The sequence below is a fragment of the Oryzifoliimicrobium ureilyticum genome (assembly GCF_037199735.1).
GTDB lineage: Bacteria > Pseudomonadota > Alphaproteobacteria > Rhizobiales > Rhizobiaceae > Rhizobium > Rhizobium ureilyticus.
The window spans coordinates 93,929-117,412 of the sequence record NZ_JBBBVQ010000019.1 but is presented as its reverse complement, the minus strand read 5'-3'; the positions used below and the strand labels follow the sequence as shown (position 1 = coordinate 117,412).

The 23,484-nt window shown below is 57.6% G+C and carries 26 protein-coding genes; 13 read left to right on the top strand and 13 right to left on the bottom strand.

Annotated elements, in window-relative coordinates; genetic code table 11:
* Window positions 1-37: 37 nt before the first annotated feature.
* The 5 genes from tolA to ybgC form a co-directional block, all read right to left on the bottom strand.
* On the bottom strand, window positions 38-1,156 hold the full coding sequence (gene tolA / locus VQ830_RS22290) for a cell envelope integrity protein TolA (RefSeq protein ID WP_337270350.1): 1,119 nt from the start codon (window positions 1,154-1,156) through the stop codon (window positions 38-40).
* An 8-nt stretch (window positions 1,157-1,164) separates the two neighbouring features.
* Entirely contained in the window at window positions 1,165-1,620 is a 456-nt protein-coding gene (gene tolR, locus VQ830_RS22285; protein WP_337270349.1) for a protein TolR, read from the bottom strand.
* 12 nt (window positions 1,621-1,632) lie between these two features.
* Entirely contained in the window at window positions 1,633-2,352 is a 720-nt protein-coding gene (gene tolQ / locus VQ830_RS22280; protein ID WP_337270348.1) for a protein TolQ, read from the bottom strand.
* 327 nt (window positions 2,353-2,679) lie between these two features.
* Complete coding sequence (locus VQ830_RS22275) at window positions 2,680-3,207, bottom strand: P-loop nucleotide/nucleoside kinase family protein (protein ID WP_337270347.1); 528 nt, start codon at window positions 3,205-3,207, stop codon at window positions 2,680-2,682.
* 86 nt (window positions 3,208-3,293) lie between these two features.
* Entirely contained in the window at window positions 3,294-3,740 is a 447-nt protein-coding gene (gene ybgC / locus VQ830_RS22270; RefSeq protein WP_337270346.1) for a tol-pal system-associated acyl-CoA thioesterase, read from the bottom strand.
* Between the two features lie 132 nt (window positions 3,741-3,872).
* Between ybgC and VQ830_RS22265 the strand changes: the two genes are divergently transcribed.
* Genes VQ830_RS22265 through VQ830_RS22255 form a run of 3 tightly spaced genes read left to right on the top strand, consistent with a single transcriptional unit; the run spans window position 3,873 to window position 6,882 of the window.
* Window positions 3,873-5,093 (top strand): NAD-dependent epimerase/dehydratase family protein, encoded by a 1,221-nt coding sequence (locus VQ830_RS22265; protein WP_337270345.1) that lies wholly within the window; start codon window positions 3,873-3,875, stop codon window positions 5,091-5,093.
* Complete coding sequence (locus tag VQ830_RS22260; protein ID WP_337270344.1) at window positions 5,090-5,914, top strand: glycosyltransferase; 825 nt, start codon at window positions 5,090-5,092, stop codon at window positions 5,912-5,914. The genes VQ830_RS22265 and VQ830_RS22260 overlap by 4 nt, the downstream gene beginning before the upstream one ends.
* Window positions 5,911-6,882, top strand: a complete 972-nt coding sequence (locus VQ830_RS22255; protein WP_337270343.1) for an NAD-dependent epimerase/dehydratase family protein — start codon at window positions 5,911-5,913, stop codon at window positions 6,880-6,882. Before VQ830_RS22260 ends, VQ830_RS22255 begins: the two co-directional genes overlap by 4 nt.
* A 68-nt stretch (window positions 6,883-6,950) precedes the next feature.
* Here VQ830_RS22255 and VQ830_RS22250 read toward each other — a convergent pair whose 3' ends face one another.
* Complete coding sequence (locus VQ830_RS22250) at window positions 6,951-10,352, bottom strand: acyl-[ACP]--phospholipid O-acyltransferase (protein WP_337270342.1); 3,402 nt, start codon at window positions 10,350-10,352, stop codon at window positions 6,951-6,953.
* A 26-nt stretch (window positions 10,353-10,378) separates the two neighbouring features.
* Window positions 10,379-10,771, bottom strand: coding sequence for a hypothetical protein (locus VQ830_RS22245; protein ID WP_337270341.1), 393 nt, complete (start codon window positions 10,769-10,771; stop codon window positions 10,379-10,381).
* 33 nt (window positions 10,772-10,804) lie between these two features.
* Here VQ830_RS22245 and VQ830_RS22240 point away from each other — a divergent pair, with 33 nt between their 5' ends.
* Complete coding sequence (locus tag VQ830_RS22240; RefSeq protein ID WP_337270340.1) at window positions 10,805-11,419, top strand: TetR/AcrR family transcriptional regulator; 615 nt, start codon at window positions 10,805-10,807, stop codon at window positions 11,417-11,419.
* 3 nt (window positions 11,420-11,422) lie between these two features.
* Here the strand turns inward: VQ830_RS22240 and VQ830_RS22235 are convergent, their stop codons facing one another.
* Complete coding sequence (locus VQ830_RS22235; protein WP_337270339.1) at window positions 11,423-12,037, bottom strand: LysE family translocator; 615 nt, start codon at window positions 12,035-12,037, stop codon at window positions 11,423-11,425.
* A 232-nt stretch (window positions 12,038-12,269) separates the two neighbouring features.
* Between VQ830_RS22235 and VQ830_RS22230 the strand changes: the two genes are divergently transcribed.
* Window positions 12,270-13,574 (top strand): MFS transporter, encoded by a 1,305-nt coding sequence (locus VQ830_RS22230; RefSeq protein ID WP_337270338.1) that lies wholly within the window; start codon window positions 12,270-12,272, stop codon window positions 13,572-13,574.
* 12 nt (window positions 13,575-13,586) lie between these two features.
* On the opposite strand, the gene VQ830_RS22225 is transcribed toward VQ830_RS22230, so the two are convergent.
* On the bottom strand, window positions 13,587-14,288 hold the full coding sequence (locus VQ830_RS22225) for an ArsR/SmtB family transcription factor (RefSeq protein ID WP_337270368.1): 702 nt from the start codon (window positions 14,286-14,288) through the stop codon (window positions 13,587-13,589).
* A 132-nt stretch (window positions 14,289-14,420) separates the two neighbouring features.
* Window positions 14,421-15,248, bottom strand: a complete 828-nt coding sequence (locus VQ830_RS22220; protein ID WP_337270367.1) for an alpha/beta fold hydrolase — start codon at window positions 15,246-15,248, stop codon at window positions 14,421-14,423.
* A gap of 321 nt (window positions 15,249-15,569) precedes the next feature.
* Between VQ830_RS22220 and VQ830_RS22215 the strand changes: the two genes are divergently transcribed.
* Window positions 15,570-16,160, top strand: coding sequence for a 5-formyltetrahydrofolate cyclo-ligase (locus tag VQ830_RS22215; RefSeq protein WP_337270337.1), 591 nt, complete (start codon window positions 15,570-15,572; stop codon window positions 16,158-16,160).
* Window positions 16,161-16,279: 119 nt separating this feature from the next.
* Window positions 16,280-17,104 (top strand): TIGR00282 family metallophosphoesterase, encoded by an 825-nt coding sequence (locus tag VQ830_RS22210; RefSeq protein WP_337270366.1) that lies wholly within the window; start codon window positions 16,280-16,282, stop codon window positions 17,102-17,104.
* 33 nt (window positions 17,105-17,137) lie between these two features.
* Here VQ830_RS22210 and VQ830_RS22205 read toward each other — a convergent pair whose 3' ends face one another.
* Entirely contained in the window at window positions 17,138-17,626 is a 489-nt protein-coding gene (locus VQ830_RS22205; protein ID WP_337270336.1) for a hypothetical protein, read from the bottom strand.
* A 125-nt stretch (window positions 17,627-17,751) separates the two neighbouring features.
* On the opposite strand from VQ830_RS22205, the gene VQ830_RS22200 reads away from it, so the two are divergent.
* Both VQ830_RS22200 and VQ830_RS22195 read left to right on the top strand, forming a co-directional pair.
* Window positions 17,752-18,009, top strand: a complete 258-nt coding sequence (locus tag VQ830_RS22200) for a hypothetical protein (RefSeq protein ID WP_337270335.1) — start codon at window positions 17,752-17,754, stop codon at window positions 18,007-18,009.
* 267 nt (window positions 18,010-18,276) lie between these two features.
* Window positions 18,277-19,119 carry an MBL fold metallo-hydrolase gene (locus VQ830_RS22195; protein WP_337270334.1) on the top strand — a complete coding sequence of 281 codons (843 nt, stop codon included), beginning with the start codon at window positions 18,277-18,279 and terminating at the stop codon, window positions 19,117-19,119.
* 86 nt (window positions 19,120-19,205) lie between these two features.
* On the opposite strand, the gene VQ830_RS22190 is transcribed toward VQ830_RS22195, so the two are convergent.
* A complete protein-coding gene (locus VQ830_RS22190; protein WP_337270333.1) occupies window positions 19,206-19,709 on the bottom strand; it encodes a pyridoxamine 5'-phosphate oxidase family protein in 504 nt (167 codons plus the stop codon).
* A gap of 151 nt (window positions 19,710-19,860) precedes the next feature.
* Here VQ830_RS22190 and VQ830_RS22185 point away from each other — a divergent pair, with 151 nt between their 5' ends.
* From VQ830_RS22185 to VQ830_RS22170, 4 genes are all read left to right on the top strand, one after another.
* Complete coding sequence (locus VQ830_RS22185; RefSeq protein WP_337270332.1) at window positions 19,861-20,607, top strand: YebC/PmpR family DNA-binding transcriptional regulator; 747 nt, start codon at window positions 19,861-19,863, stop codon at window positions 20,605-20,607.
* 150 nt (window positions 20,608-20,757) lie between these two features.
* On the top strand, window positions 20,758-21,021 hold the full coding sequence (locus VQ830_RS22180) for a hypothetical protein (protein ID WP_337270331.1): 264 nt from the start codon (window positions 20,758-20,760) through the stop codon (window positions 21,019-21,021).
* A 290-nt stretch (window positions 21,022-21,311) separates the two neighbouring features.
* The gene (locus tag VQ830_RS22175) at window positions 21,312-21,812 is read left to right on the top strand and encodes an invasion associated locus B family protein (protein WP_337270330.1); all 501 of its coding nucleotides are present in this window, start codon (window positions 21,312-21,314) and stop codon (window positions 21,810-21,812) included.
* Window positions 21,813-21,820: 8 nt separating this feature from the next.
* Window positions 21,821-22,432 carry an SH3 domain-containing protein gene (locus tag VQ830_RS22170; RefSeq protein ID WP_337270329.1) on the top strand — a complete coding sequence of 204 codons (612 nt, stop codon included), beginning with the start codon at window positions 21,821-21,823 and terminating at the stop codon, window positions 22,430-22,432.
* 27 nt (window positions 22,433-22,459) lie between these two features.
* On the opposite strand, the gene VQ830_RS22165 is transcribed toward VQ830_RS22170, so the two are convergent.
* Window positions 22,460-23,461, bottom strand: coding sequence for an LLM class flavin-dependent oxidoreductase (locus tag VQ830_RS22165; RefSeq protein WP_337270328.1), 1,002 nt, complete (start codon window positions 23,459-23,461; stop codon window positions 22,460-22,462).
* Between the last annotated feature and the right edge of the window lie 23 nt (window positions 23,462-23,484).

Genomic DNA, 23,484 nt, shown 5'->3' with positions numbered 1-23,484 from the left:
TTCAGCATTATGCGAGCCGCAGACGCGGCGCGATGTCTTAGAGCGCAAAGTCGCTCGGGTCGAAGTTCAGTGTCATTGTGTTCCAGCCTGTCTCGCCGTCATATTTTCCGGCAGGCAGGTTTTTAAGCGGCGAAGAGCGCATTACGGCGCGAAGACAGGCAAACTCGACGGCGCGGCGCGTGCTGTCCGGCCCACCCGTTGCCGTGACTTCCGGACGCCCGACGACATTGCCCTGCTGGTCCAACTGGACCACGACCTGCACGCGAACCTCCTCAACACCGGGCATGCCCGGCGTCATGTTCCAGTTGCCTTCGATTTGCCCTTTGATACCGTCGATTTCATTCGAGCTCAGCGCGGTACCAAGCGCTTTCTTGGCGCCAAGCGAGGCGGTTTGCGTCGAACGTTTGGCCCCGCCGGCGGAAGGATCGCGCTTGTCGAGAAGCGCTGCAATTTCATTGGCATTGAAATCGCTCTTCGGCGAATTGGTCGACTTCGCCTTCTGCTGCTTCTGATCCGCCTTCTTCTTGTCGCTGGCGGTCTCAGTCGCTTTCTGTTGGTCCTGCGGTTTTTCCGCCGGCTTCTCGACCGGCTTCTGCTCAGGCGGCTTCGGCTGCGGTTTCACGACCGGCGTCGGCACCTTGTCCGGCAAGGCTTCGGCATCCGGCTTCGGCGGCTCGGCATCCTCTTGTGGCTTTTCCTCAGGCTTCGGCGGCGTCGGAATGGCAGGCTGCGGCGGAGGCTGGCTGGCGGCCTGCTTCTGTTCAACCGTATCTGTGTCTTCCTTCGCCACGTCCTTGACCTCATTGGGTGTCGGATCGTTTTCCGGCTGCGGTTTTTCGCTCGGCTTCGGCGGCGCTACAGCGTCGCTGTTGGTCGGTTTGGCGTTCGGAACCGGCGGAGCCTTGATGTCAGTCTTGTTGTCACCGAGATTTTCCGCGCTCTCGTTGTTGTCGGGGCGCTCGGTCGGCTTAGGAGCAGGCTTTTCCTTGGCAGGCGCCTTATCGTCGCCCTGCGCAACGGCATCGGCCTGAACGATATCGACCGGCACGGCTTCGCTCTCCGGCGACATCATGGGTTCTGGTGCCCCAAGGGTCACCAGCATGAAGGCGAGGAGCGTGCCATGCAAAATCCCGGATGTGACGACACTTGCCTTCATCGGCGCGGCTACTTGTTCTTCTTCTCTTGTGTGACGAGACCAATATTCTTGAAGCCGGCATTTTGAATGCGCGCCATCACATCGGCGATTACGCCATAGGGAGCGGTCGCATCACCACGCACGAAAATCCGTTCGTTGTAGCCAGTCTTGGCAATCGCTTCCAATTTCGCGGCAACGTCTTCAACGGCGATCGGCGTCTCCTGAATGAAGACTTCGCCACTGTTCTTCACGGAAATCGTGATCGGCTGGGTTTCGGCATTCAGTGCCTTTGCCTGCGTTTCCGGCAGGTCGACAGGCACGCCGACGGTCATCATCGGTGCGGCCACCATGAAAATGATGAGCAGCACGAGCATAACGTCGACAAGCGGCGTCACGTTGATTTCAGAGATCGCGGCGCGCCGTGCGCCCCCGCGACGGCGTCGTCCACCGCCGCTGCCGCCGGAGCCTCCAAGAGCCATTCCCATAGTGCGCTCCTTTTACTGCGCCGCCTGACGCGGCTGCAGCTTTTCGTCGATCTGGCGCGAAAGGATGGCAGAAAACTCATCCGCGAAGCCTTCCATGCGACCGGAAAGCTTGCCCGCATCAGCGGTAAATTTGTTGTAGGCGATAACCGCCGGAATAGCGGCGACAAGGCCGATGGCCGTTGCCAGCAAAGCTTCGGCGATACCAGGCGCAACAACGGCAAGGTTCGTGGATTTCGAACCGGCGATCGCCTGGAACGAGGTCATGATACCGACGACCGTACCGAAAAGACCGATGAAGGGGCCGGCAGAGCCAATGGTGGCGAGCGAACCCAGCCGCGCCGACAGAACTTCAGATTCGCGCGTCAGCGTGACGTCCATCGCCCGGTCGATACGCATCTGCAGTCCGATCGGCGAGCGCGCTCCGCGCTCGAAGCTCTTTTTCCATTCGCGCATCGCCGCAACGAAGATCGCAGCAAGGCCTGTATTCGTTCGCTCGGAAAGTGTTCTGTAGAGTTCTTCCAGAGACTGGCCAGACCAGAACACCTGTTCGAACTTATCGAATTGCCGCCGCGCTTTGTTGAATGCCATCGTTTTGTCGATGACGATCGCCCAGGTCCACACGGACGCGCCGATCAAGCCGAGCATGACCAGTTTCACGACGAGACCTGCCTGCATGAACAGCGACCAAAGTGTTACGTCGGCTGTTGCTGCTGCCAATCCTGCTTGTTCCATAGATCCCAAATCCCCGAATCCGAACGCCCGGCTCTCGACCGGGCGGAATGAAGTTGATCGCGCAAGAAGAGTTCCGGCCGACGCCTGCAAGCCCTGGTCAAGCTCGTAGCCTTATGCCGCCTTCCTCGCCGTCAAATTTGGTCAAAGGAAGGCGTGCACCGCACAAACTGTGACTTTCCGAGTAAGACACTATTATCGTTAATAGTCCGTTAGCGTGATACGCATCGAATAGATGGCGTTCACGCAATTTTACACGAAAGCTGAACCCGCAAGCGAAAGTTCTTCTGCCGAAGCCTATCCTGCGGCGCGAATTCCTTCACATAAAATTCAAGTTTTAGCAAGGCCAGCGCGCTTCTTCGTGAAGCCGAGACGCTCGATCAGATCGGCGACGATCTCATCCGTCGATTGAACGGCCGTATCAATCATGATGGGTGTACGCTTGCGCGGTTCATAAACGCGCGTCTGCGTTTCGGACCACGTCGGCTTGATAAGGCCTTCAACGTCGGTATCCCGGGTCTCCACCCGCCTGCGATGTTCTTTCTCGTCGGAACAGACGATCTCGATCTCCGCAACCGGTGAGATTGTTTTCGCCGCGACCAGCATCCAGGCATCACGTGTCAGATTTAGACCATTCACGCAGTCTGCGATAACCGTTGCGCCAAGCACGAGATTATCTTCGGCGACACGGTACGCGATCATATAGCCGGCAGGACCTTCATGTCGTCCATCGTCGGCCTCCCGCAAGGTCTGTTCGATCGTATCAACTCTGAGATAAACAGCCCCGATCGCTCGCGCGAGGCTTTGCGCGGTCGTCGTTTTTCCGCTTCCTGGCAATCCGCTGAAAATGATAAGCACGGCAGATCCCCCTGAGATTTGGCGACAACGATAATGGATCGGGTGAAAAATGCCATCCTTTGCCCGTTCTCCAGACAACAGCCGCCTTAAGCTGTCGCGCTGGACAATTGACGCGTAAGGTCTTCAGGAAGGCGACGTGGACGGCCCTGGCGATTGATGACGGCAATGATCACCTTTGCGGCGATCAGCAGGCTCTCACCTCGACGGATTTCCTGCGAGAGAGCCATTTTTGCTCCACCGGCCTTTTCCGTACGGGTGACGACCTCAATCACATCGTCCATGCGCGCCGGCGCCTTGAAGTCGATTTCCATGCGGTGAACGACGAATACCAAGCCTTCTTCGTCGATACCGACCAGCTCGCTTTGCGCCACGCCGAGGCACCGTAGATAATCTGTGCGGCCGCGTTCCAGAAAATGCAGATAGCGCGCATGATAGACGAGACCGGAAAAATCGGTGTCCTCGTAGTAAACGCGCTGCAGCAATCTATGGCTGCCCTGATCGAGCCGGCCTGCCAGAGATGATAGCTGATCCATCTTCTTCTCCAATGTCTGCCGCGCCCCTTAAGCCGAAGAGGGCGAAGCGGCAATCCAAAAAGCGGCCGCTGGCGTTGAAAACCTGTCATGACCGCTAGTTAACCTGTCGGGCGGGACGAAGGAGGGTATGTCATGAAAATTGCCATCATGGGTGGAGACGGGTTTATCGGCTGGCCGACCTCCCTCCATCTTTCTGCCGCCGGTCACGAGATCCACATTCTCGACAACCTGTCGCGCCGCTGGATCGATACCGAGCTCGGGGTTCAATCTCTGACCCCAATGGATTCCATCCAGGAGCGCACTCGCATCTGGCATGCCGAGACGGGACGACGGATCCATTTCAATCTCATTGATCTCGCCAAGGATTACGAGCTTCTGAAAAACTGGCTTTCCGCCAACCGGCCGGATGCAATCGTGCATTTCGCCGAACAACGGGCGGCCCCCTACTCCATGAAAAGCGACCGCCACAAGAATTACACGGTCAACAATAACGTCAACGCCACGCACAATCTGCTGAACGCCCTCGTCGAGATCGACCTCGATGCGCATCTCGTCCATCTCGGCACAATGGGTGTCTATGGCTACTCGACGGTCGGCGCCGCTATCCCAGAGGGCTTCTTATCCGTCGGCGTGGAAACCACGACGGGCGAGACGGTACAGCAGGACATTCTTTATCCCGCCAATCCGGGCTCCATCTACCATATGACGAAGTGCCTCGATCAGCTTCTGTTCCAGTTTTACGCCAAGAATGACGGGCTGCGCATCACCGATCTTCATCAGGGCATCGTTTGGGGGACACATACCCACGAGACGCGTCAGCATCCCCAGCTCGTCAATCGCTTCGACTATGATGGCGATTACGGCACGGTGCTGAACCGCTTTCTGATCCAGGCCGCGATCGGCTACCCCCTGACGGTTCATGGGACGGGCGGGCAAACGCGGGCCTTCATCCATATCCAAGACTCCGTGCGCTGCATCGAACTTGCGCTGAAAAATCCGCCTGTTCGCGGCGCGCGCGTTGAGATCTTCAACCAAATGACGGAGACGCATCGGGTTCGCGATCTTGCTGAACTTGTTGCCGGCATGACCGGCTCGAAGATCGCCTGGCTCCCCAATCCTCGCAAGGAAGCGCCGGAAAACGATCTGATCGTCAAAAACGACAAGTTCCTTGCGCTTGGCCTCAATCCAACCACGCTGCAAGACGGCCTGTTGAGCGAAATCGTCGATGTCGCCAGGAAGTTTGCCTATCGTGTGGATCGCTCTCGCGTGCCGGCAGTTTCCGCCTGGACCAAGGACCTTGCGGCCACCATCGACCGGGATCCGGAAGGCAAGAGGCTGAAATCGGTGTCATGAGCGGCGCAAGCTCCTTCGCCTATGTGACCCTCGTCACCAACCAAGACTACATCAAAGGCGCGACAGCCCTCGTTCATTCGCTGCGGTGGACGCGAACGCAGGCTGATATCGTTGTGCTTTACACCGGCGCGCTTGATCGCGCAGACCTCCACCGCCTTGCCGCACTCGGTTGCCGGCTGATCGAGGTCGCCCATCTGCCGCTGTCTGACGAATTCAACGAACGACATGGTCGCAGCAAGTTGCATCAGAAGGCGCCCTTTACGAAAGGGCGCAAGCCCAGCTTTCATACCCCGCTCGACAATTTCTGCAAGCTACGCCTGTGGGAGCTGACGGAGTACAAGCGATGCATTTTCATCGATGCAGACGCGATCGTTTTGAGGAACATCGACAGGCTCTTCGATTACCCGGAGTTTTGCGCTGCCCCCAATGTTTACGAAAGCCTTGAAGATTTTCGGCGACTGAACTCAGGTCTGTTTGTCGCTGAGCCGAACATCGAGACGTTCAATGCAATGCTTGCCGCGCTCGATCAGCCGGACAGTTTTTTCCCACGCACCGACCAGACTTTCCTCCAACTTTTCTTTCCCGAATGGCACGGCCTGCCTGTCTATTTCAACATGCTGCAATATGTCTGGTTCAAATTGCCGGCGCTATGGGATTGGCAAAGTGTTCGCGTGCTCCATTTTCAATATGAAAAACCCTGGGAGCCGGACCACCCCAAGGTTGAAGACCTCAAACCGCTTATCGAGCTTTGGCACGTCTACTATACCGGTCAAGACGCACCTGAGATCGCCAACATGCGCAATCCGCAAGGGGCATTATGAAAGTTCTGGTATCTGGCGGCATGGGCATTGTCGGGCGCTATATTGTCGAGGAGCTGCTTTCCAAAGGCTACAAGGTGATCATCGGCGGCCGGCAAAAGCCGTTGCCGGGCACCTTCTCGCAGGATGTTCCCTTTACGCCTCTTTCGCTTGATCCGGATGCCGCAGCACCTGATGCTTTCGACGATGCATATTTTTTCGTGCATGCCGGATTTGCGCATAAGCCAGGTTACTATCGTGGCGGCGAAGGCGACGACCCAGGTGAATTTCAGCGGCTGAACCTTGAGGGCTCGGTTCGCCTTTTCGAAGCGGCCAAGCGTTCAGGAATTCGTCGCTGCGTTTTTCTCTCCAGCCGCGCTGCCTATGGGGACGAGCACGCGCCTGGAACGCTTCTGACAGAAACGACCACTGCCACGCGACAGAGCCTTTATGGCGAGATCAAAGCCAAGGCCGAAGGCGCTTTGGCAGATCTTGCCGCACCAGGTTTCGCCACAGCGAGCCTGCGTTCAACGGGTGTTTATGGCGAACTTACTCCGGTCAAATGGGACGGCCTCGTCCGCGACTATCTCACCGGCCATCCGGTTGCTGCTCGGGCCGGCACGGAGGTCCATGGTCGCGATCTCGCCCGGGCCGTCCGATTGATGCTGGAAACGGAGGCTGGACGCATATCCGGCCAGATCTTCAACGTTTCCGATATTGCCGTCGACACACGGGACATCCTGTCCATTGTCCGCACGCAGGTCTATTCCCCGCATCTGCTGCCACCGCCATCCGACAAATCAGCCCTCTGTTCCATGGACACCAAGCGTCTCCAATCGCTCGGCTGGTCACCCGGAGGTTGGCCGGCTTTGGAGCGGACGCTTCATCAGGTTTACGGCGAAACAGCTGGCATGGGATCTTCGATAAGGCCTGCGATCATGCAAGCGCCGACCATGTCGGCCAGCCTGCCGTTGCTGCGCCAGGCAATTTGACGGACAACAAAACCGAGGAAACCGGCGCGAAGGCCGGTTTCTCATAGAAAGCAGGCGGTGTCTTCACCTTATGCCACTTTGGCGTAGCGCTCCTCCAGAAGCTTTGCCGCACCGACGAAGTCGACCTTGCCAGAACCCAGCACCGGCACCTTGCCGATGATCACGTCTGAGGGAACGGCAAGTTCGGTCAGTCCCTTCTGTTTCGCGAAGGCAGCAAATTCAGCTTTCGTCGCCCCTTCCTTTTCTGTCATCAGCACGAGGCGTTCGCCCTTGCGCGGATCGGGAAGATTGACAACGACGCTGAGAACGCCAGGCCACAGGTCTCCGGCAACAGCTTCGACGGCGGCCAGCGAGATCATCTCGCCGCCAATCTTGGCAAAGCGCTTGGCCCGGCCGCGAATGGTGATGAAATCGTCCTCGTCGATGGTGACGATATCGCCCGTATCGTGCCAGCCATCTTCCAGCGGCTGTAAGACACCCGGTTTATCAGTCTTGAAATAACCCGCCATGACATTGGGACCACGGACGAAGAGTCGGCCGCCCTCTGTCACGCCAGGGACCGGCTCAAGGCGTGCCTCCATACCGGGCAGGAGTTTTCCAACACTGCCGGGCTTGTTGTAAAGGCGCGTATTGATGGCGATGACGGGCGCAGCTTCGGTGACGCCATAACCTTCCAGAATACGAATGCCGAACTTGTTCATGTAGATCTCCCGCGTCGAGGCCTTCACATGTTCGGCGCCTGCGAAGATATAGCGGATCGAACGCAGGTCATCGGCATGGGCGGCCCGAGCGTAACCGCTGAGGAATGTGTCGGTCGCAAACATGATGGTTGCGTTCGAACCATAGATCAGCTCCGGAATGACCCGGTAGTGCAGCGGCGACGGATAAAGATTGACCGGCACCCCTGAAACCAGGGGCAGGATCAGACCCGCCGTCAAACCGAAGCTATGGAAGACAGGCAGGATGTTGAACAGCCGGTCGCTCATGTTGAAATCGATGCGCGCGGCGGCCTGCGCCGTATTCGACAAAATGTTGCTGTGTGTCAGTGCAACGCCCTTCGGCGTGCCCTCCGACCCTGATGTGAAGAGGATGACCGCCGTATCCTGGGGGTTGGTCTTCACCAGCGGCTTGTGACGACTGATAAGGCCGAGGATCTTATCCGTCCTGCTGACGCTTTGTCTGATATCGTCGAGATAGACGATCCGCAGATCGCTCGACAGGGCAGCAACAAGATCGCCAAGCTTGGCCACGTCGATAAATGCGCGCGAGGTCAAGATGGTCTTCACATCGGCGGCCTTGCAGGCTGCGCGAATGCCGGAAAGACCTGCCGTGAAGTTGATCATCGCCGGGACTTTGCCCGCCGACATCAAGGCAAGGATCGTGACCGCCGCGCCGTTGGCATTTGGCAGCATCACACCAAGAACCGGCTCCTTTGGTAACTGCGTCTTGAACTTGCCGGCCAGCACGCGCGCGCCGGTCAAAAGCAGCTTGTAGCTCATCGGATTGACATTGTTGTTGGCGTAATCGGTGAGCGCTGTCTTTCCTTCACCGTATTCACGGCCGGCATTGACCACTTCTTCGAGGATGGTGCCGGTCTTGAAGGAGGTGCGAAACACCATATCGGACATGATCTGGTAGAGTTTGGCACCAGCTGCCTGACGCCGCTTGCGACCTTTAAGTTCCGGGTCGACCGACAGGCCAACCGGAGGCATGATCTTGACCTTGACCTTCGGGAAAAGCTGGCGGCGAACCTGCATGGCGTTGAGGCGCGAGAAGTAGCTCTTTTCCAACCCTTCGATTTTCACGGGCACGATCATCGAACCGGTCTTGTCAGCAACCATGGCCGCGCCGTCATAGACCTTCATCAAGGTACCGGTGACGGTAATGCGCCCCTCCGGAAAGATAACCAGCGGATTACCGGCTTCAACCTGGCGGATCAGGTTGCGGGTCGCCATGGGCTTTGTGGGATCGAGCGGGAAGGCATTGCAGATCTTGAGGAACGGGCGCACCCAGGCGCGCTTGGCGATTTCCGTATTGATGGCGAAGATCGGCTTGCGATCAGTAAAAGCCAGCGCCAGTGGAGCATCGAGAAGCGAAACGTGATTGAGGGCGAAGATGGGCGTTTCTCCCGCTTTATCCAGATTTTCCAGCCCTTCGACTTCAAGCCGGTGAAAGGCACGGAACAGGATCGAGATGAAGTCCAGAAAAGGGCTTGTCGGCAGCGTCAGGAAGATCAACACCGATGCGACGAGAGAGGCGATACCGAGCCCGAGCGCTACGCTCGAAAGGCTCGCACCGAGCGCCTGGACAGCTGCCGTTGCACCCGCGCCGACCACCATGAACAGGGCATTGATGACGTTGTTGCCGGAAACCGTCCTTGCTCTTCGCGCCGGAACGGCCCAGGCCTGGAGAGCTGCAAAAGTGGGAACGGCCATGAAGGCGCCGAAGAAGGCGATCATCGCCAGATCGAAGCCAACGCGCAGATGGTTGACGGAGGCAAAGAAGGTGGAAAGTGCCACGACTTCTCCGCCGATAGCGGCACCTGACAGCGCAAATCCAAGATCGACACAGAAGAGGCCGGCAAAGAAGGCACCAAACACGGCCGGCAAAAGAACGATGCGACCCGAAGAAAACCAGGCTGCGACCGCCGAGCCGATGGCCACGGAAATGGCGAAGACGCTGAGATAGACTGTCGCTGCAAGTTCCGAGCCGGATAAAGCACGCACCGCCGAAGGAAGGATGGACATGACGACTGTGCCCATCAGCCAGAACCACGAGATGATCAGCGACGTGATGAAAATACGCTTTTCACTTGCCATGTCGGCAATGATTGCGACCGTCGACTTGGCAATGTTCCATTCCACCTTGACGTTCGGGTCGGCAGGCTTTGTGTTCGGGATGAAGAGGCTCGACACGTAGCAGAGCACCGAGATGCTGACGAGCAGCGGGCCGAAAACCCAGGGATCGCCACCGCCAGCCGCGAAAGAAAGGCCCGCAAAGATCGTACCGGCAATGATCGAAATAAAGGTAGCCGCCTCGATCCACGCATTGGCCCGCGGCAGCTCTTCCTTTTCCAGATGGTCAGGCAAGATGCCGTACTTGATGGGGCCGAACAGCGCCGAGCCCGTGCCGAACAGGAAGAGCGCCACCATCATCAGCGGAACGGAATGGCCGGCGATACCGGCAACTCCAATGGCGGCAGCGGCAATTTCAGCCAGTTTCAGCCAGCGCGCCACGCCGGCCTTGTCGAACTTGTCGGCAACCTGCCCGCCAACAACCGAAAAGAGCAAGAAAGGCACGATGAAGACAGCCCCAGCGGCCGTGACGACGGTGGCGGCCTCGGAGGCCGACATGGTGGCGAGCACCAGAAAGACCATCGTGTTCTTCAGGAAATTATCGTTGAAGGCGGCCAGGAACTGCGTCGCAAACAGCGGCGCAAACCGGCGCGAGAGGATAAGCGGACGTGTCATCACGGTAATCCCTTCCGGAGGAAAAATCAGGCTTCGAGAGTTGTCCGGTTACGGACGGGCTCGACATGGGCCTTCTGCCATTCTTCATATTCCTGCTTGTCACGCAAAAGTTTGGTCAGCGTAACTGCGTTGGAAAGCGCCCAGGCGGAAGCAATCGAAAGAGCGACCTTCAAAAGCGGGTCGATGGAGGAAAAGAAGATGAGGGCGGCAATAATGACGACCGAAAGAAATGTCGTTGCATAAATAAAAGTTCTCCAGGCATCGGATGGTTTCTGAGGAGCGTACATTATTTTTCTCCAGGACTTGGCAGGGCTTGCCTGCGCGGTTAACAGAGGATTTAAAGAACACTGTTCTCGATAAAGAGAACACTGTTCTCTTTTTTGATAACGCAGAAAATCGGACGGCGCAAGCATTTTCAAGAACGGTGTTCTCTTTTTTTACTGGAGGCTGATTTGGCATATACGCCCGCGCAAAAAGACGAAACGAGGCGGCAGATTGCGGAGGTCTGCGCACAACAGATCAGGGACAAGGGCCTCGCCGCCGTTTCCGCCCGCACGGTCGCCGGAGAAATGGAACGTGCGCAGTCCTGGCTCTACAAGCTCTTTCCGGATTTTGATCATGTCGTCCTAGCCGCCAATGCGATCACGCTCGCAGAGCTGGATCAGCGGCTTTCAGCCACGGCAGAGGCCCATCTTCATCATGACGTAGCTGAAAGATTTCTGGCGCTCGCCATGTCCTATCTGCAATTTTCGCAAGATGAGCCTCGTCGCTGGGCCGCGCTCTTCGAGCACCAGATGCAGCAAGGTCGAGACCTGCCGCTGGAGCATAAACAGGAGCATTACATCCTCTTTCGCCACGTCGAAGCACCGTTGGCAAAGATTATGCCCAATGCCGATCGCTCGCTCATCCACGCGACGGCCAGAACAATCTATTCGGCCGTGCACGGCGTGGTTTCGCTGAGTCTTCAAGGCAGGCTTGATCGCGTGCCGCTCGATATGCTGGAAAAGCAGTTGAGGATGCTCACGAGCGCTTTCGCAGAAGGCTATGCACGACTGCCGGACGCCTGACGCCTAGCGCGTCGATACGACGGCAACACCGGCCCCGATCATCATGCCGCCGGCCATACGGTTGACACGCCGCACGATCGCAGGCGTTCGTAGGAAACGCCGGGCACGCACCGCAAGTGCCACATGCCCGCCGATCACCACGACCTCAACAGCCAAGATGGCGCCAGCCAGCCAGCCGACTTGCCCAAAGGACAAGTGAGGACCGACGATGCCGGGCAAGAGCGCAATGTAAAAGAGCGGCATCTTCGGGTTGCCGAGGTTGAGTACAAAGCCGGTGAGAAACACCGAAAACAGATTGCGCGGCTCCCGAGCGGGCTGAAGGGCCGGCACTTGCGGCTTTGCCGTCCACATTCTCCAACCCATAAAGATCAGATAGGCCGCACCAAGATAACGCAGCGCCACCATGACGCCCGCAAACTGTCCCGCGACCACGGAAAGCCCGAACGCCGCCAGTGTCAGAAACACCAGAATACCGACAACGGTGCCGACACCATAGGCAATACCCGAGGCCGCGCCATGCGAGATCGCCCGCGCGACAATTGTCATATTGTCGGGACCTGGGCTTGCGGCAAACACAAAAAAGGCGATTGCGAAGGCGAAAAGCGTTGCATGATCCATGGCCCGGCCCTTTCGAAGAGACGAAGCGATACTAACGAACTGATATGCAAAAGGGAGTCACTCCGACGAGAAAGATCAGATTCCCTGACGAAAAGCGTGTCTTATGGCCAGCAGCGCGGATTGACCTTGGCTCAGCCGTGACTTAGCCTGCGCTCATGACCTACTTGAGGATGCATGTGGTGGTGATCAGGCGCATGGGCAGGATGGCGTAGCCATCCGGCAGTAGCCTCCCATGCGCGAAATCAAGGCCCCTTTCGGGGTCTTTTTTATTGCCTGGAACATCAGGCTCCTTCCCCCCGTGAACAAGACCGAGCCCATGCCGACATCCGATCCAAGCGCAGAACCTCTGCAAAACGTCAATTCCCTCGCCCTCAAACCGCCGCCGCGCTTGCTGCTTATGCTTTTGTCCGCGCTTGCCGTCATCCCCTTCAACATGCCCCTGCCCTCCCTCCCGCACATTGGTGAAAGTTTCGGGGGTAATGTGGCGCCGCTCAGTCTTTCGGTAGCGGGCTATGCAATCGGCACGGCGACGGCGGAACTGCTGGCAGGGGCTCTCTCCGACCGGTATGGACGAAGACCCGTCGCCCTTTGCTCCATTCTGATATTTACCGTTGCTTCGATTGGCTGCGCGTTATCCGTAAACCTTGTGATGTTTCTTGCCTGCCGCATTCTGCAGGCTTCTGTCGGCGCATGTTTTTCCGTTTCGCTCGTCATCATCAAAGAGACCTCAAGCGGGGACGAGGCCTTGCGCAAGAGCAGCAATATAGCGATCGGCTGGGCGCTTGCGCCAATGCTCGGACCGGTGGTTAGCGGCGTCATCGATACGCTCTTTGGCTGGCGGGCCAACTTCCTCGCCCTTGCTGCACTTGGCCTTCTTATGCTGCTTGGCTGTTTCCGGCATTTACAGGAAACGGCACGAATCGCTGAGCGATCTCAAGATAGCCACTTGCGCGCCTATCGACGATTGCTCGGCTCCCGCCGCTTTCTCGCCTATACGTCATGCACGGCCTGTTCGCTCGGCACGCTCTACATATTCCTGGCGGGCGCACCGCTTGCCATCGACCGGCCGAGCGCTGAACTCGGACTTTACATGGGCTTCCTGCCAATCGGCTTTATCTGTGGCAGCTTCCTGGCCGGGCGGTTCGGTCCTGCGCTCCGCACAAGCCGCCTTCTGATCTTGGCCCGCCTTTTGACCTGCCTTGCGCTTCTGGCAGGACTTGCCCTGGCGGGCGTCGGGCTCACGACACTGCTCGCCTTCTTCGCTCCCTGCATGTTTATTGGCATCGGCAATGGAATGAGCTTATCGGCCGCCAACATCGCGGCGCTGTCAGTAGAGCCGAAACTGGCCGGCACTGCCGCCGGCCTTGCTGCGGCCGTGACGATTGCCGGTGGCGCGCTCGTTTCGGGCATCACCAGTCTTCTGCTGGCGGCACCGCCCACCAGAAGCGCGTTGCTGACGGCGATGTTGATCTCGGCCTCCTTCGCCTGCCTCGCTGCAATCACCGCCGCAAGACTGGAGGGAAAAAAGCAAGAATGACAAGCATCAACGTCACGCGAGGCCTGACGACGAGGAATCACCAAGCAACGCCTCGAAATTCGCTTTGCCTTTCGTATTAAAGGCCACGATCCGGCTTTTGCCGTCACGTTTCGCCCAGCCCAGCACCTCGAAACGCTCAAGGAAAGCGCGGCCAAGACTACCGGCAAGGTGAGAGCGCCTTTCGCTCCAATCGAGGCACCTGCGGCACAGCGGAGCGCGTTTCGCATCAAGCGACGGAAGATCAATCCCGAACGCCGCGACGAAATCGACACCAGCGGGCGTCAGCTCGATCTCATCGTCCCGAGTATCCAGAACCTTCCTCGCCACGAGGGCATCGAAGAGGCGGGTGCCCATATCGCCTGCGAGGTGGTTGTAGCAGACCCTTGCTTCGCGCAAGGCATCATCCTTTGGTCCGGGCCTTGTGCGCAAATGCCCAGTGCGTGCCGCAAGCCCCATCAAGGCCTCAAGCAGACGCGCAACGTCTTCATTTGCCAACGAAAAATACTTGTGTCGCCCCTGTTTGCGGGCCACTAGCAGGCCGCCCTGCTCCAGTTTGGCAAGGTGGGAGCTTGCTGTCTGGGCGGAAATTCCTGCTTCACGCGCGAGTTCGGCAGCGGTAAGAGCCTTGCCGCTCATTAAAGCCGATAACATGTTGGCGCGCGCCGGATCGCCGATCAGGCTTGCGACATGCGCTATATCAGGGCCGTGCTTCATCATTCGATGATAATCGAAGCATGCGCGTCAGACAAGAAGGATGTCACGCATTCCAATCGACCGGGATGGTCAAGGTCGCGCTACGAAAAGAGCGGGGTCGTGTTAACCCCGCTCTCATTCGATCAAGAAGGCTTAAGCCTTGATGAAGGCAAGCACATCAGCGTTGAAGCGATCCGCATCAACCTGGGCAAGACCATGGCTCGCACCGTCATAGACCTTCAAGGTTGCGCCCTTGACGAGCTTGATGGCTTTGTCGGCAGATGCCTTGATCGGCACGATCTGATCGTCGCCCCCATGAATGATTAGCGTCGGACGTTCGATCTTTTTAAGGTCATCGGTATAATCGACTTCAGAAAATTCGCGCACGCAGTCGTATTGGCCTTTGATGCCACCGGCCAAACCCTGTAGGCGGAAGCTTTCACGAAATCCGTCGTTCACCTTGGCGCCTTCACGGTTGAAGCCGTAAAACGGCATTGTCAGGTCGTAATAGAACTGCGAGCGATTGGTCGCAACGCCAGCGCGGATGGAGTCGAAAACCTCCAGCGGAGTGCCTTCCGGATTGGCAGCGGTTTTCAGCATCAGCGGCGGCACTGCACCAACCAGCACGATCTTGCCGACATGCTTGTTGCCATGGCGACCGATATAATGCACAACCTCGCCGCCACCCGTCGAGTGGCCGATCAGCACAGCGTTTTTCAGATCGAGCTTTTCGATGAGTTCGGCAAGGTCATCGGCATATTGATCCATATTGTTGCCATCCCATGGCTGATCTGAACGACCGTGACCGCGCCGATCATGGGCAATGACGCGGTAACCCTTCATGCCGAAAAACAGCATTTGGGCATCCCAGGCGTCGGAGGAAAGCGGCCAGCCATGCGAAAAGACGATCGGCTGGCCATTCCGCGGACCCCAATCCTTGTAGAAAATCTTGGTGCCGTCCTTCGTGGTAATCGTGCTCATGATCATTTCTCCTTTGGATTTCAGGGACTGCGCGGCGGCAGCCAAACCTGGATTGGCAAGCGTGAGAGCCGAAAGCCCGGCACCAAGGGCCAGGACGTGACGACGGCTGAGGTGAGTAATGCTTTCCATGCGCAATTCCATCGCGTACAATTAAGTTGTGCACAATATAAATACCCATTTTGAGGAACGGTCAAGCCGCAAGAACGAAAAAATCAATAAAGGCGTCACATTTTTCTGGCCGTGAAACCTCTCGTTGGGATCGTCTTGCCTTAAGCCCCTAAGCATAATTGCTTTATGCAAAGCAGACGCTATGGTTTGCCCATGACGGACACAGCCAAAACCATAAAGGCGGCCCTGCGCGCGGAGCGTTTGGCATTGCGCGATGCACTCTCCCCCAAAGAGAGGGAAGCAAAGAGCCTTGCCATGGCCGACCATGGAACCGATGCGATTGCCCTCGATCCCGGTATCGTCGTCTCAGGCTTCCTGCCGATCCGATCGGAGGCCGATCTGCGACCTTTGATGGAGAAGCTGCAGCGAAAGGGCGCACGGCTGTGCGTGCCGGCTATCCTCGACCGACAAACCATCGTCTTTCGCGAACTCGCACCGGACGCTGCGCTCGTTCCGACCGGTTTCGGAACGGTTGGTCCTGGTCCCGATGCTGCTATTCTTGACCCGGACATCATGCTGGTGCCGCTGTCTGCTTTTGATAGCAAAGGCCATCGCATCGGCTACGGTGCCGGCCACTACGACCGCGCCATCGCACGGCTGCATGAGAAAGGCAAAAAGCCAAGTCTCATCGGTATTGCTTTCGATTGCCAGGAAGTGGCACAAGTACCGGCAGAACCGCATGACGTGAGCCTGGATGCCATCCTGACCGAAAGCGGATTCCGCTTTTTCGCGGCAAAGGCTTGAAAATCCCGCCCGCTTTGCGCAAAGCCAATGTTTAATTTTAGAAATCCTGGAAGCTTGACCAGGAATGCGTTGTCGATCGCTCAGATCTGTGGCGCGTCGATGTGAAGGATAAGACCGGTATGCGGTTGCTGTTTTTAGGAGATATGGTTGGAAAGACGGGACGCACTGCCGTCTGGAACCGTCTGCCAGGCCTGATCTCCGACTTGAAACTCGATTTTGTGATCGTCAATGGCGAGAACGCCGCTGGCGGTTTCGGGATCACGGAGGAAATTTTCCTGGAGACCATCAACGCAGGCGCTGATGTCGTCACGACAGGAAACCATGTCTGGGACCAGAAAGATGCCGTCGGCTTTGCCGGTCGCCAGGACCAGTTCCTGCGACCTGCCAATTATCCTGCTGGCACGCCCGGTCGTGGCTCCGGGCTTTATTATGCTCGAAATGGCGCACGCGTTCTGGTGGCGAATATTATGGGCCGCGTCTTCATGCATCCCGAACTCGACGACCCCTTCAAGTCGGCGGAGGTCATTCTGGACGCGTGCCCGCTAAAGGAACAGGCCGACGCGATCTTCTTCGACTTTCATGCCGAAGCGACCAGCGAGAAACAGTGTTTCGGGCATTTCGTCGATGGCCGCGCCTCAGCGGTCGTCGGCACTCATACCCATGTGCCGACCGCCGACCATCAAATCCTGAATGGTGGCACGGCTTACCTGTCGGATGCCGGCATGTGCGGGGATTATGATTCCTCGCTTGGCATGGACAAGGAAGAGCCGCTGAACCGCTTCATCTCCAAGATGCCGAAAGGCAGGATGGAGGCCGCCAACGGGCCTGCGACGATCTGCGGCGTCGGCATCGAAATTTCCGACGCCACCGGTCTTGCGGAAAAGATTGCGCCGCTGCGCATTGGTCCGCGGCTGACGGAGACGCTTCCCCCGTTCTGGGCATGACCTCCGTTCGGTGAAAAGGAGATCGTAAGAGCGTTATTCGGGCCGCCCCTCGGTGATGCGGCGGCCAAGCAAAGTATAGTAGTCGGCAGAAGCTTTGTTACCTTCTTGTCGAAAACGCGCGGCAGTTTCCAATGCGGCAGCATGCGCTTGTTGGAAAACGCGATCATCGTCTTCGGGCTTAAGTCCGTCGCTACTGACCACATGCAGGCCAGCGTCGAAGCGGACAGCAACCATCCAGCCGCCCTCGCGCAAAATCAGCAGACCGTCTGCCGGACGACCGCCTTGCATTCGGCCTACAAAAAATGCGTAGGGTTCGGCGGTGCCGGCTCTGATCACGCCGAGACCATCGGCAGTTCCGTCAGGGCAGGCGCCAAGCCATCGGCCGGGCGTGGCACCGAGATCCGCCGGCATATCGAACCGGCAAGCAGCTGCCTCGGTCGTAGAAGCGACCAACGACCCTATTGTGCCCGCGAGCAAGAACAGGCCCACCCTCCTTGCCACCATTCCCATCAAGCCCCCCACTCTTCGTTTCCGTCATCGTCATTTCATCGTCCTATCGCGCCGTCATGACATTGTATATCGTGGCAATCAGGATCCGAGCCGCGAGCTCCTTGGCAAACGATGCAGATCGGAAGGAAAACAAAAGAGTGCTGGCGCTTTGGGTCGCAACGACGCTTGTAGCAGGACCGGATCGACTGCCGTTCGATGTAACAGCCTTCCTCGACCGCCGCGCGCAATGCCAGCACTGGTCGGGCGAAGAGCCTTATGACGCAGAGCGCGCCAAGCAAATCGAGGTGGCCTTGCAAAAGCTGCACTGCGACCGCTTGGATGCAGATGAGGCATGGTTACGCCGTCAGCACGCGCGCAATATGGGTGTGATCAAGGCACTCGACGCAGATCCGTAAATACGGGTCGACGGCGTCTCTTGTTCCTGGCGGCGCGCGAACGTCACCTCCATCGCCCCTTCTCCAAAATGACGCAAATGTGAGAGCGCCCAAGAGCTTTGCGGGTGGACGGCGTTTGCATGTTCGCACATTCTGACTCGCAGCGTAGGGCGTTTTTTGAAGGCGCTGAGCGCGCTTTAAGCGCCTGACGTGACGCTTGTTCGGACAGATCAAATCAGCGCATTTGATCACAACATGCTTCACATACAATGCGCCGGGAGAAATCGCATGCGCGCAGGGTTCTTGGCATGTGCATGGGCAACGATCTGCCTCCTGACCGTCGGCTTTGGCATCGCCAGAGCTGAAGACCAAACTCGACCGCCGGTCAGCCAGTGCCAGGCCATCGCAGAGGCGCTACCGAAAGCAACTTTCGCGCGCTTTACGCCCTCCGCACCGCTCAGAAGAGCCGCGGCTGATCAGGAAGTCGTACGGATCACCTATATCGGCCATTCCACCTATTTCATTGAAACGCCTGGCGGCGTCACGATCGCAACGGATTATTCAGGCGTCTATAAGCCGCCCGTGACACCCATGGTAGTAACCATGAACCACGCGCACTCCACCCATTATACGCTGACGCCGGACCCAGGGATCAAATATGTGCTGCACGGATGGAGCGATACACCTGGAGAAAAAGCGAAAATCAACGTTAAGGTCGGCGACACCTATATCCGGAACGTGACGACAGATATTCGCGGCGGCTTCAGTGCACCTGAAATGAATGGCAATTCGATCTTCATTTTCGAGGTCGCCGGCCTTTGCATCGGTCATCTCGGCCATCTCCACTACGAGCTGACCAACAGCCATTACGCAGAGATCGGACGGCTCGATGTCGTGATGGTGCCCGTGGACGGTGGATTGACGATGGGGTCGGACAGCATGAGCCGCGTGATCAAACACCTGCGATCCTCGCTCATCCTACCGATGCACCAGCGCGCACCTCTCGCGAACTTCTTGTCAATGTTCGGCAAGGAGGTGGATATAACCTACGCGCCAAGCGATACGATTGAAGTTTCGATGCGCACGCTGCCGAAAAAGCCCCTGATCTACATCCCGCGGGGCATGCAGTAGAAGTGATGTCATGCGCGGGTCGGCAAAGAAAACGCCGGCAACAAACGTGCCGGCGCCACTTAACTCGACGCAGTTTGGCTTGATGTTCAGGCGAACTGCAGATGACGTTTTACGCCCACATCGGGCATCTTCTCGTCATCGAGATTGGCCTTAGCGATTTCCCAGCCAAACTTTACCTTGCTGCCGGTCGAGACCCAGATCTCGGCGTCATCGACGTGAAGGGCGAGCATCGTCAGCTTTGGATCCTTCTTACCGCCCTCATACCAGGCGGCCACGACCGAACTCCAATATTCATCCACTTTGGAAGCATCGTTGCGCACTTCGATCTTGCCCGCCAGCGACGCATGATAATCATGGTCTTTCCCAACGAGAATGAAGTGCGCCCGTGCACCCGATTTGATGGCGCGCACGATTTCCGCATCTGACTTCGTATAGAACCAGATGGTGTTCGTCTTCGGGTCGGCATTCGGGGCCATCGGCTGCATGTGCAGATCCGCGCCGTCGACGCCCAGCATACCGGCATGAACAGTGTTGACCTGCTCCCACAGCTGCTGTGCAGGGCTTTCCTTAGCTTCGGTAATGCTTGCCATCTTCCCATCCTTTCCGTCTGGTTTTGTCAGCCAAGTGAACGTCGCGTCGGGGCCTTTGTTCCCTTATTCCATCATGGGTTTTTCCTTGAACACAGGCGCTTTCGCCCCTATAAGCGCCCGATCCGAATAGAAAGACGTGAACAGGGGTGCCATGGCTGGCCATTCACAATTTAAAAACATCATGCACCGCAAGGGTCGCCAGGATTCGGTGCGGTCAAAAATGTTCTCCAAGCTGGCGCGCGAAATCACCGTCGCCGCAAAAGCCGGCCTGCCCGATCCAACGATGAATGCACGCCTGCGTCTGGCGATCCAGAACGCCAAGGCTCAGTCCATGCCGAAGGACAACATTGATCGCGCCATCAAGAAAGCGTCCGGCGCCGACACAGAGAACTATGACGAAGTCCGCTACGAAGGCTACGGCCCGGGCGGAACGGCCGTCATCGTCGAAGCGCTGACGGACAACCGTAACCGCACGGCCTCCAACGTGCGCTCGATCTTCACCAAGTCGGGCGGTGCGCTCGGCGAAACCGGTTCGGTGTCCTTCTCCTTCGACCACGTCGGCGAAATCACCTACAAGCCTGAAGTCGGCGACGCCGATAAGGTTATGGAAGCAGCCATCGAGGCGGGTGCCGATGACGTCCAGTCGGACGAAGAGGGACACACGATCATCTGTGCTTTCGAGTCCCTTGGCGAGGTTTCAAAGGCTCTGGAAGCTGCTCTCGGCGAAGCCGAAACAGTCAAGGCCGTCTGGCGCGCGCAAAACACAGTGCCAGTCGATGAAGAAAAAGCACAATCGCTGATGAAGCTGATCGAGAGCCTGGAAGACGATGACGACGTGCAGAACGTCTATTCCAACTTCGAGGTCTCGGAAGAGGTTATGGCAAAGCTTTCAGCTTAAATTCGCCAAAGAAGATCCGAAGCCGGTCACCCAAAAGTGGCCGGCTTTTTCCGTGGAAATCACATCTCTTTTACCGCCGGGAACCAAAAACCTTTCTATGACGTTAATGCGGCGAAATTTTACCGCAACGCTTTCGTCGAGGGGTTTGTCATGCCGCGTTTGCGCAGCTTCGCTATTATCTCGCTTCTGATTGCCGCTGCTGCGACCAGCGGACATGCGGCGATGAACCGTACCCGTCCGGCACCACTCAATCCGGCACCGGTCGATCGCACCGCAGATGAGAGATCTGGGCCGACCTACATCACCGACATTTCTGGAAAGAAGGTTCGCCTCGTCGGTCCACGTTTCATGGCAGATCCCGGCGGCCATCATCTGATGATTAACGGCAAGCCGGAGCGCGTTGACCAGCAATAAGCGGCGACCTGAAAGACATCAAAAAAAGTTTATTCGCACCCGAGGAGCGCCAACTGCCTCGGGTGTTGGCGTTTTGCCAAGCGTCTTTAAGCCTGCTGCTGCCGAAGCAAAGGTGATTTTCCAAGCCAATTCATCAACTTCTGGTCACAACCATCTCGCGCAGCGTCACACCTATGTGAGTTGATCCTAACGGTAAGGAGCCGTTAACCGTGCCCGCCTTGAATGCAGCGCATTCGCTCCAGCCGGTCTGTCGAGACCGCAACTTCCAAACAATCGGCGGGAAAAAACGCATGAAGAAACTGACCCTCGCACTTTTTTTGACACTTCTCACCGCAGCAGCGGCACAGGCTAAACCCTCTCTCGTCAAGCAGTATGGAGACTGGGGCCTCTACGCCTACAAGAACGGCAACCGCACCGTGTGCTACCTATTGACAATGCCTTCCGCACAGCGCCCGGCCAATGTCGATCACGGACAAAATTTCTTTCTGATCGGGCATGGACCGAAGGGATCGGACCGTTACGAGCCGCAGATCCGTACCGGCTACGACCTGAAGGAAGGCTCCGTGGTCACGGTTAATATCGGCAATGATACCTTTCGGCTTTTCACAAAGGGCAATACGGCCTGGATGGTGCATGAATCACGCGAACCGCAAATGATGGCCGCCATGCGTGGTGGACGGGACATGGTCATCGAAGCCATGTCGAAGCGTGGAACCAAGACGAGCTACACCTATTCGCTCCGGGGTGTATCGGACGGCCTGAAAGCTGTCGAAGGCAGCCGATGCCGATGAAGGCGAATATGTCGAAAGACAAAATGGGCGCGCGGCAGAAAAAAAGGGGTTTCCCCTTCAGCCGTATATCCGCGGCCGCTCTTGCTTTGATTGCCCTTTCGAGCGTGCCGACGATTGCGCGGCATATGGAAGACCATCCTGCTTTATCGCAGGTGGCAAATGCCGGGAGCAGCGCACGAGGCCGCGAGACTGGTTTACCAGTTCCGCGTTTTGTGTCCCTGAAAGCGCGCGATGCGCGCATGCGCATCGGTCCGTCCTTCGACTATGGAACCAAGTGGATTTATCTGGCACCGGGCCTACCCATGGAAATCGTTGCCGAATACGGGAACTGGCGACAGGTGCGTGATTGTGATGGCGTCACCGGATGGATGCATTCATCCCTGCTGTCAGGCAAGCGCACCGCGATCATCGGCGCTTGGATAGAAAACCCGATCGCTCTTCAGGCATCCGCCTCGACGGCATCGACGGTGAAGGCAAAACTCGGCGCCAAAGTTCGGCTATCCCTTCGCGCCTGCGATAATGGCTGGTGCAGGGTCAACGTCACCGGCCACGATGTCAGCGGATGGTTACGACAAACCTCGCTGTGCGGCACCTATCCGCATGAACGGCTCGAGGGATAAAAGACAACGCTTCTTTCCTAATCGCTCTCAGGCCGCAGCCCGGGCAAAACTGCCGAGGCTTGCGAAAAGCTCCACAGAGCGCAGCCTCGCTTCGACATCATGAATCGGCATCGAGATGATCAGTTCATCGGCTTCTGTCTCCTTTAGGAAGGAGAGCAGCTTTCGCTCGGCTGTCGCAGGGGAACCGACAACGGCGTAACGCAAAGTATGCTCGACCATAACGCGTTCCGATTCGCTCCACAGCGCGTCCATGTCGTCGACGGGCTTTGGGAATTTTGTGCGAACATTCCGTCGCAAGTTGATGAATTGCTGCTGCGCCGAGGTGAAATGGCGTTCTGCCGCAGCATCCGTTTCTGCCACCGAACCCATGACGCCGACCATGGCATAAGGCTTTTGCAGGACAGCCGACGGCTCGAATTTGGCGCGATAGATAGACAATGCCTCCAGCAGCATATCCGGTGCGAAGTGCGAAGCAAACGCGAAGGGCAGACCGAGCATCGCAGCAAGCTGCGCACTGTAAAGGCTTGAGCCCAGAAGCCATATCGGAATATTGGTGTTTGCGCCTGGAATGGAGAGCAAGCTCTGGTTTTCGGTCGCAGGACCCAAGAGGCGTTGCAGTTCGACCACGTCATGCGGGAAGCTGTTGCCAGAAGCTTCCATATTGCGCCGAAGCGCTTGGGCCGTGCGCATATCCGTTCCTGGGGCGCGGCCAAGGCCGAGATCGACGCGGCCCGGGAATAAGGCTTCCAACGTTCCGAACTGTTCGGCAATCACAAGCGGCGAATGATTGGGAAGCATTACGCCGCCAGATCCAATGCGGATGTGCTTTGTAGCCGCGCCGACATGCGCCAGCACGACAGCCGTTGCAGCGCTTGCAATTCCTGGCATGCCATGATGTTCGGCAAGCCAGATGCGATTGTAACCGCACTCTTCGGCCTTTACCGCCATCCGCGCCGAAGCCTGCAGTGCGTCGCGGACCTCTGCACCTTCGACGACGGGAGACAGATCGAGAATGGAAAATGGGATCATAACCGCACCTGAGGTTGTTACGT

What these genes read in the sequence shown, in the direction of transcription:
- tolA (WP_337270350.1), bottom strand. Translation starts at nt 1,156, where the DNA reads ATGAAGGCAAGTGTCGTCACATCCGGGATTTTGCATGGCACGCTCCTC.
- tolR (WP_337270349.1), bottom strand. Translation starts at nt 1,620, where the DNA reads ATGGGAATGGCTCTTGGAGGCTCCGGCGGCAGCGGCGGTGGACGACGC.
- tolQ (WP_337270348.1), bottom strand. Translation starts at nt 2,352, where the DNA reads ATGGAACAAGCAGGATTGGCAGCAGCAACAGCCGACGTAACACTTTGG.
- ybgC (WP_337270346.1), bottom strand. Translation starts at nt 3,740, where the DNA reads ATGGATCAGCTATCATCTCTGGCAGGCCGGCTCGATCAGGGCAGCCAT.
- VQ830_RS22265 (WP_337270345.1), top strand. Translation starts at nt 3,873, where the DNA reads ATGAAAATTGCCATCATGGGTGGAGACGGGTTTATCGGCTGGCCGACC.
- VQ830_RS22260 (WP_337270344.1), top strand. Translation starts at nt 5,090, where the DNA reads ATGAGCGGCGCAAGCTCCTTCGCCTATGTGACCCTCGTCACCAACCAA.
- VQ830_RS22255 (WP_337270343.1), top strand. Translation starts at nt 5,911, where the DNA reads ATGAAAGTTCTGGTATCTGGCGGCATGGGCATTGTCGGGCGCTATATT.
- VQ830_RS22250 (WP_337270342.1), bottom strand. Translation starts at nt 10,352, where the DNA reads ATGACACGTCCGCTTATCCTCTCGCGCCGGTTTGCGCCGCTGTTTGCG.
- VQ830_RS22235 (WP_337270339.1), bottom strand. Translation starts at nt 12,037, where the DNA reads ATGGATCATGCAACGCTTTTCGCCTTCGCAATCGCCTTTTTTGTGTTT.
- VQ830_RS22230 (WP_337270338.1), top strand. Translation starts at nt 12,270, where the DNA reads ATGCGCGAAATCAAGGCCCCTTTCGGGGTCTTTTTTATTGCCTGGAAC.
- VQ830_RS22225 (WP_337270368.1), bottom strand. Translation starts at nt 14,288, where the DNA reads ATGAAGCACGGCCCTGATATAGCGCATGTCGCAAGCCTGATCGGCGAT.
- VQ830_RS22220 (WP_337270367.1), bottom strand. Translation starts at nt 15,248, where the DNA reads ATGAGCACGATTACCACGAAGGACGGCACCAAGATTTTCTACAAGGAT.
- VQ830_RS22215 (WP_337270337.1), top strand. Translation starts at nt 15,570, where the DNA reads ATGACGGACACAGCCAAAACCATAAAGGCGGCCCTGCGCGCGGAGCGT.
- VQ830_RS22210 (WP_337270366.1), top strand. Translation starts at nt 16,280, where the DNA reads ATGCGGTTGCTGTTTTTAGGAGATATGGTTGGAAAGACGGGACGCACT.
- VQ830_RS22195 (WP_337270334.1), top strand. Translation starts at nt 18,277, where the DNA reads ATGCGCGCAGGGTTCTTGGCATGTGCATGGGCAACGATCTGCCTCCTG.
- VQ830_RS22190 (WP_337270333.1), bottom strand. Translation starts at nt 19,709, where the DNA reads ATGGCAAGCATTACCGAAGCTAAGGAAAGCCCTGCACAGCAGCTGTGG.
- VQ830_RS22185 (WP_337270332.1), top strand. Translation starts at nt 19,861, where the DNA reads ATGGCTGGCCATTCACAATTTAAAAACATCATGCACCGCAAGGGTCGC.
- VQ830_RS22180 (WP_337270331.1), top strand. Translation starts at nt 20,758, where the DNA reads ATGCCGCGTTTGCGCAGCTTCGCTATTATCTCGCTTCTGATTGCCGCT.
- VQ830_RS22175 (WP_337270330.1), top strand. Translation starts at nt 21,312, where the DNA reads ATGAAGAAACTGACCCTCGCACTTTTTTTGACACTTCTCACCGCAGCA.
- VQ830_RS22170 (WP_337270329.1), top strand. Translation starts at nt 21,821, where the DNA reads ATGTCGAAAGACAAAATGGGCGCGCGGCAGAAAAAAAGGGGTTTCCCC.
- VQ830_RS22165 (WP_337270328.1), bottom strand. Translation starts at nt 23,461, where the DNA reads ATGATCCCATTTTCCATTCTCGATCTGTCTCCCGTCGTCGAAGGTGCA.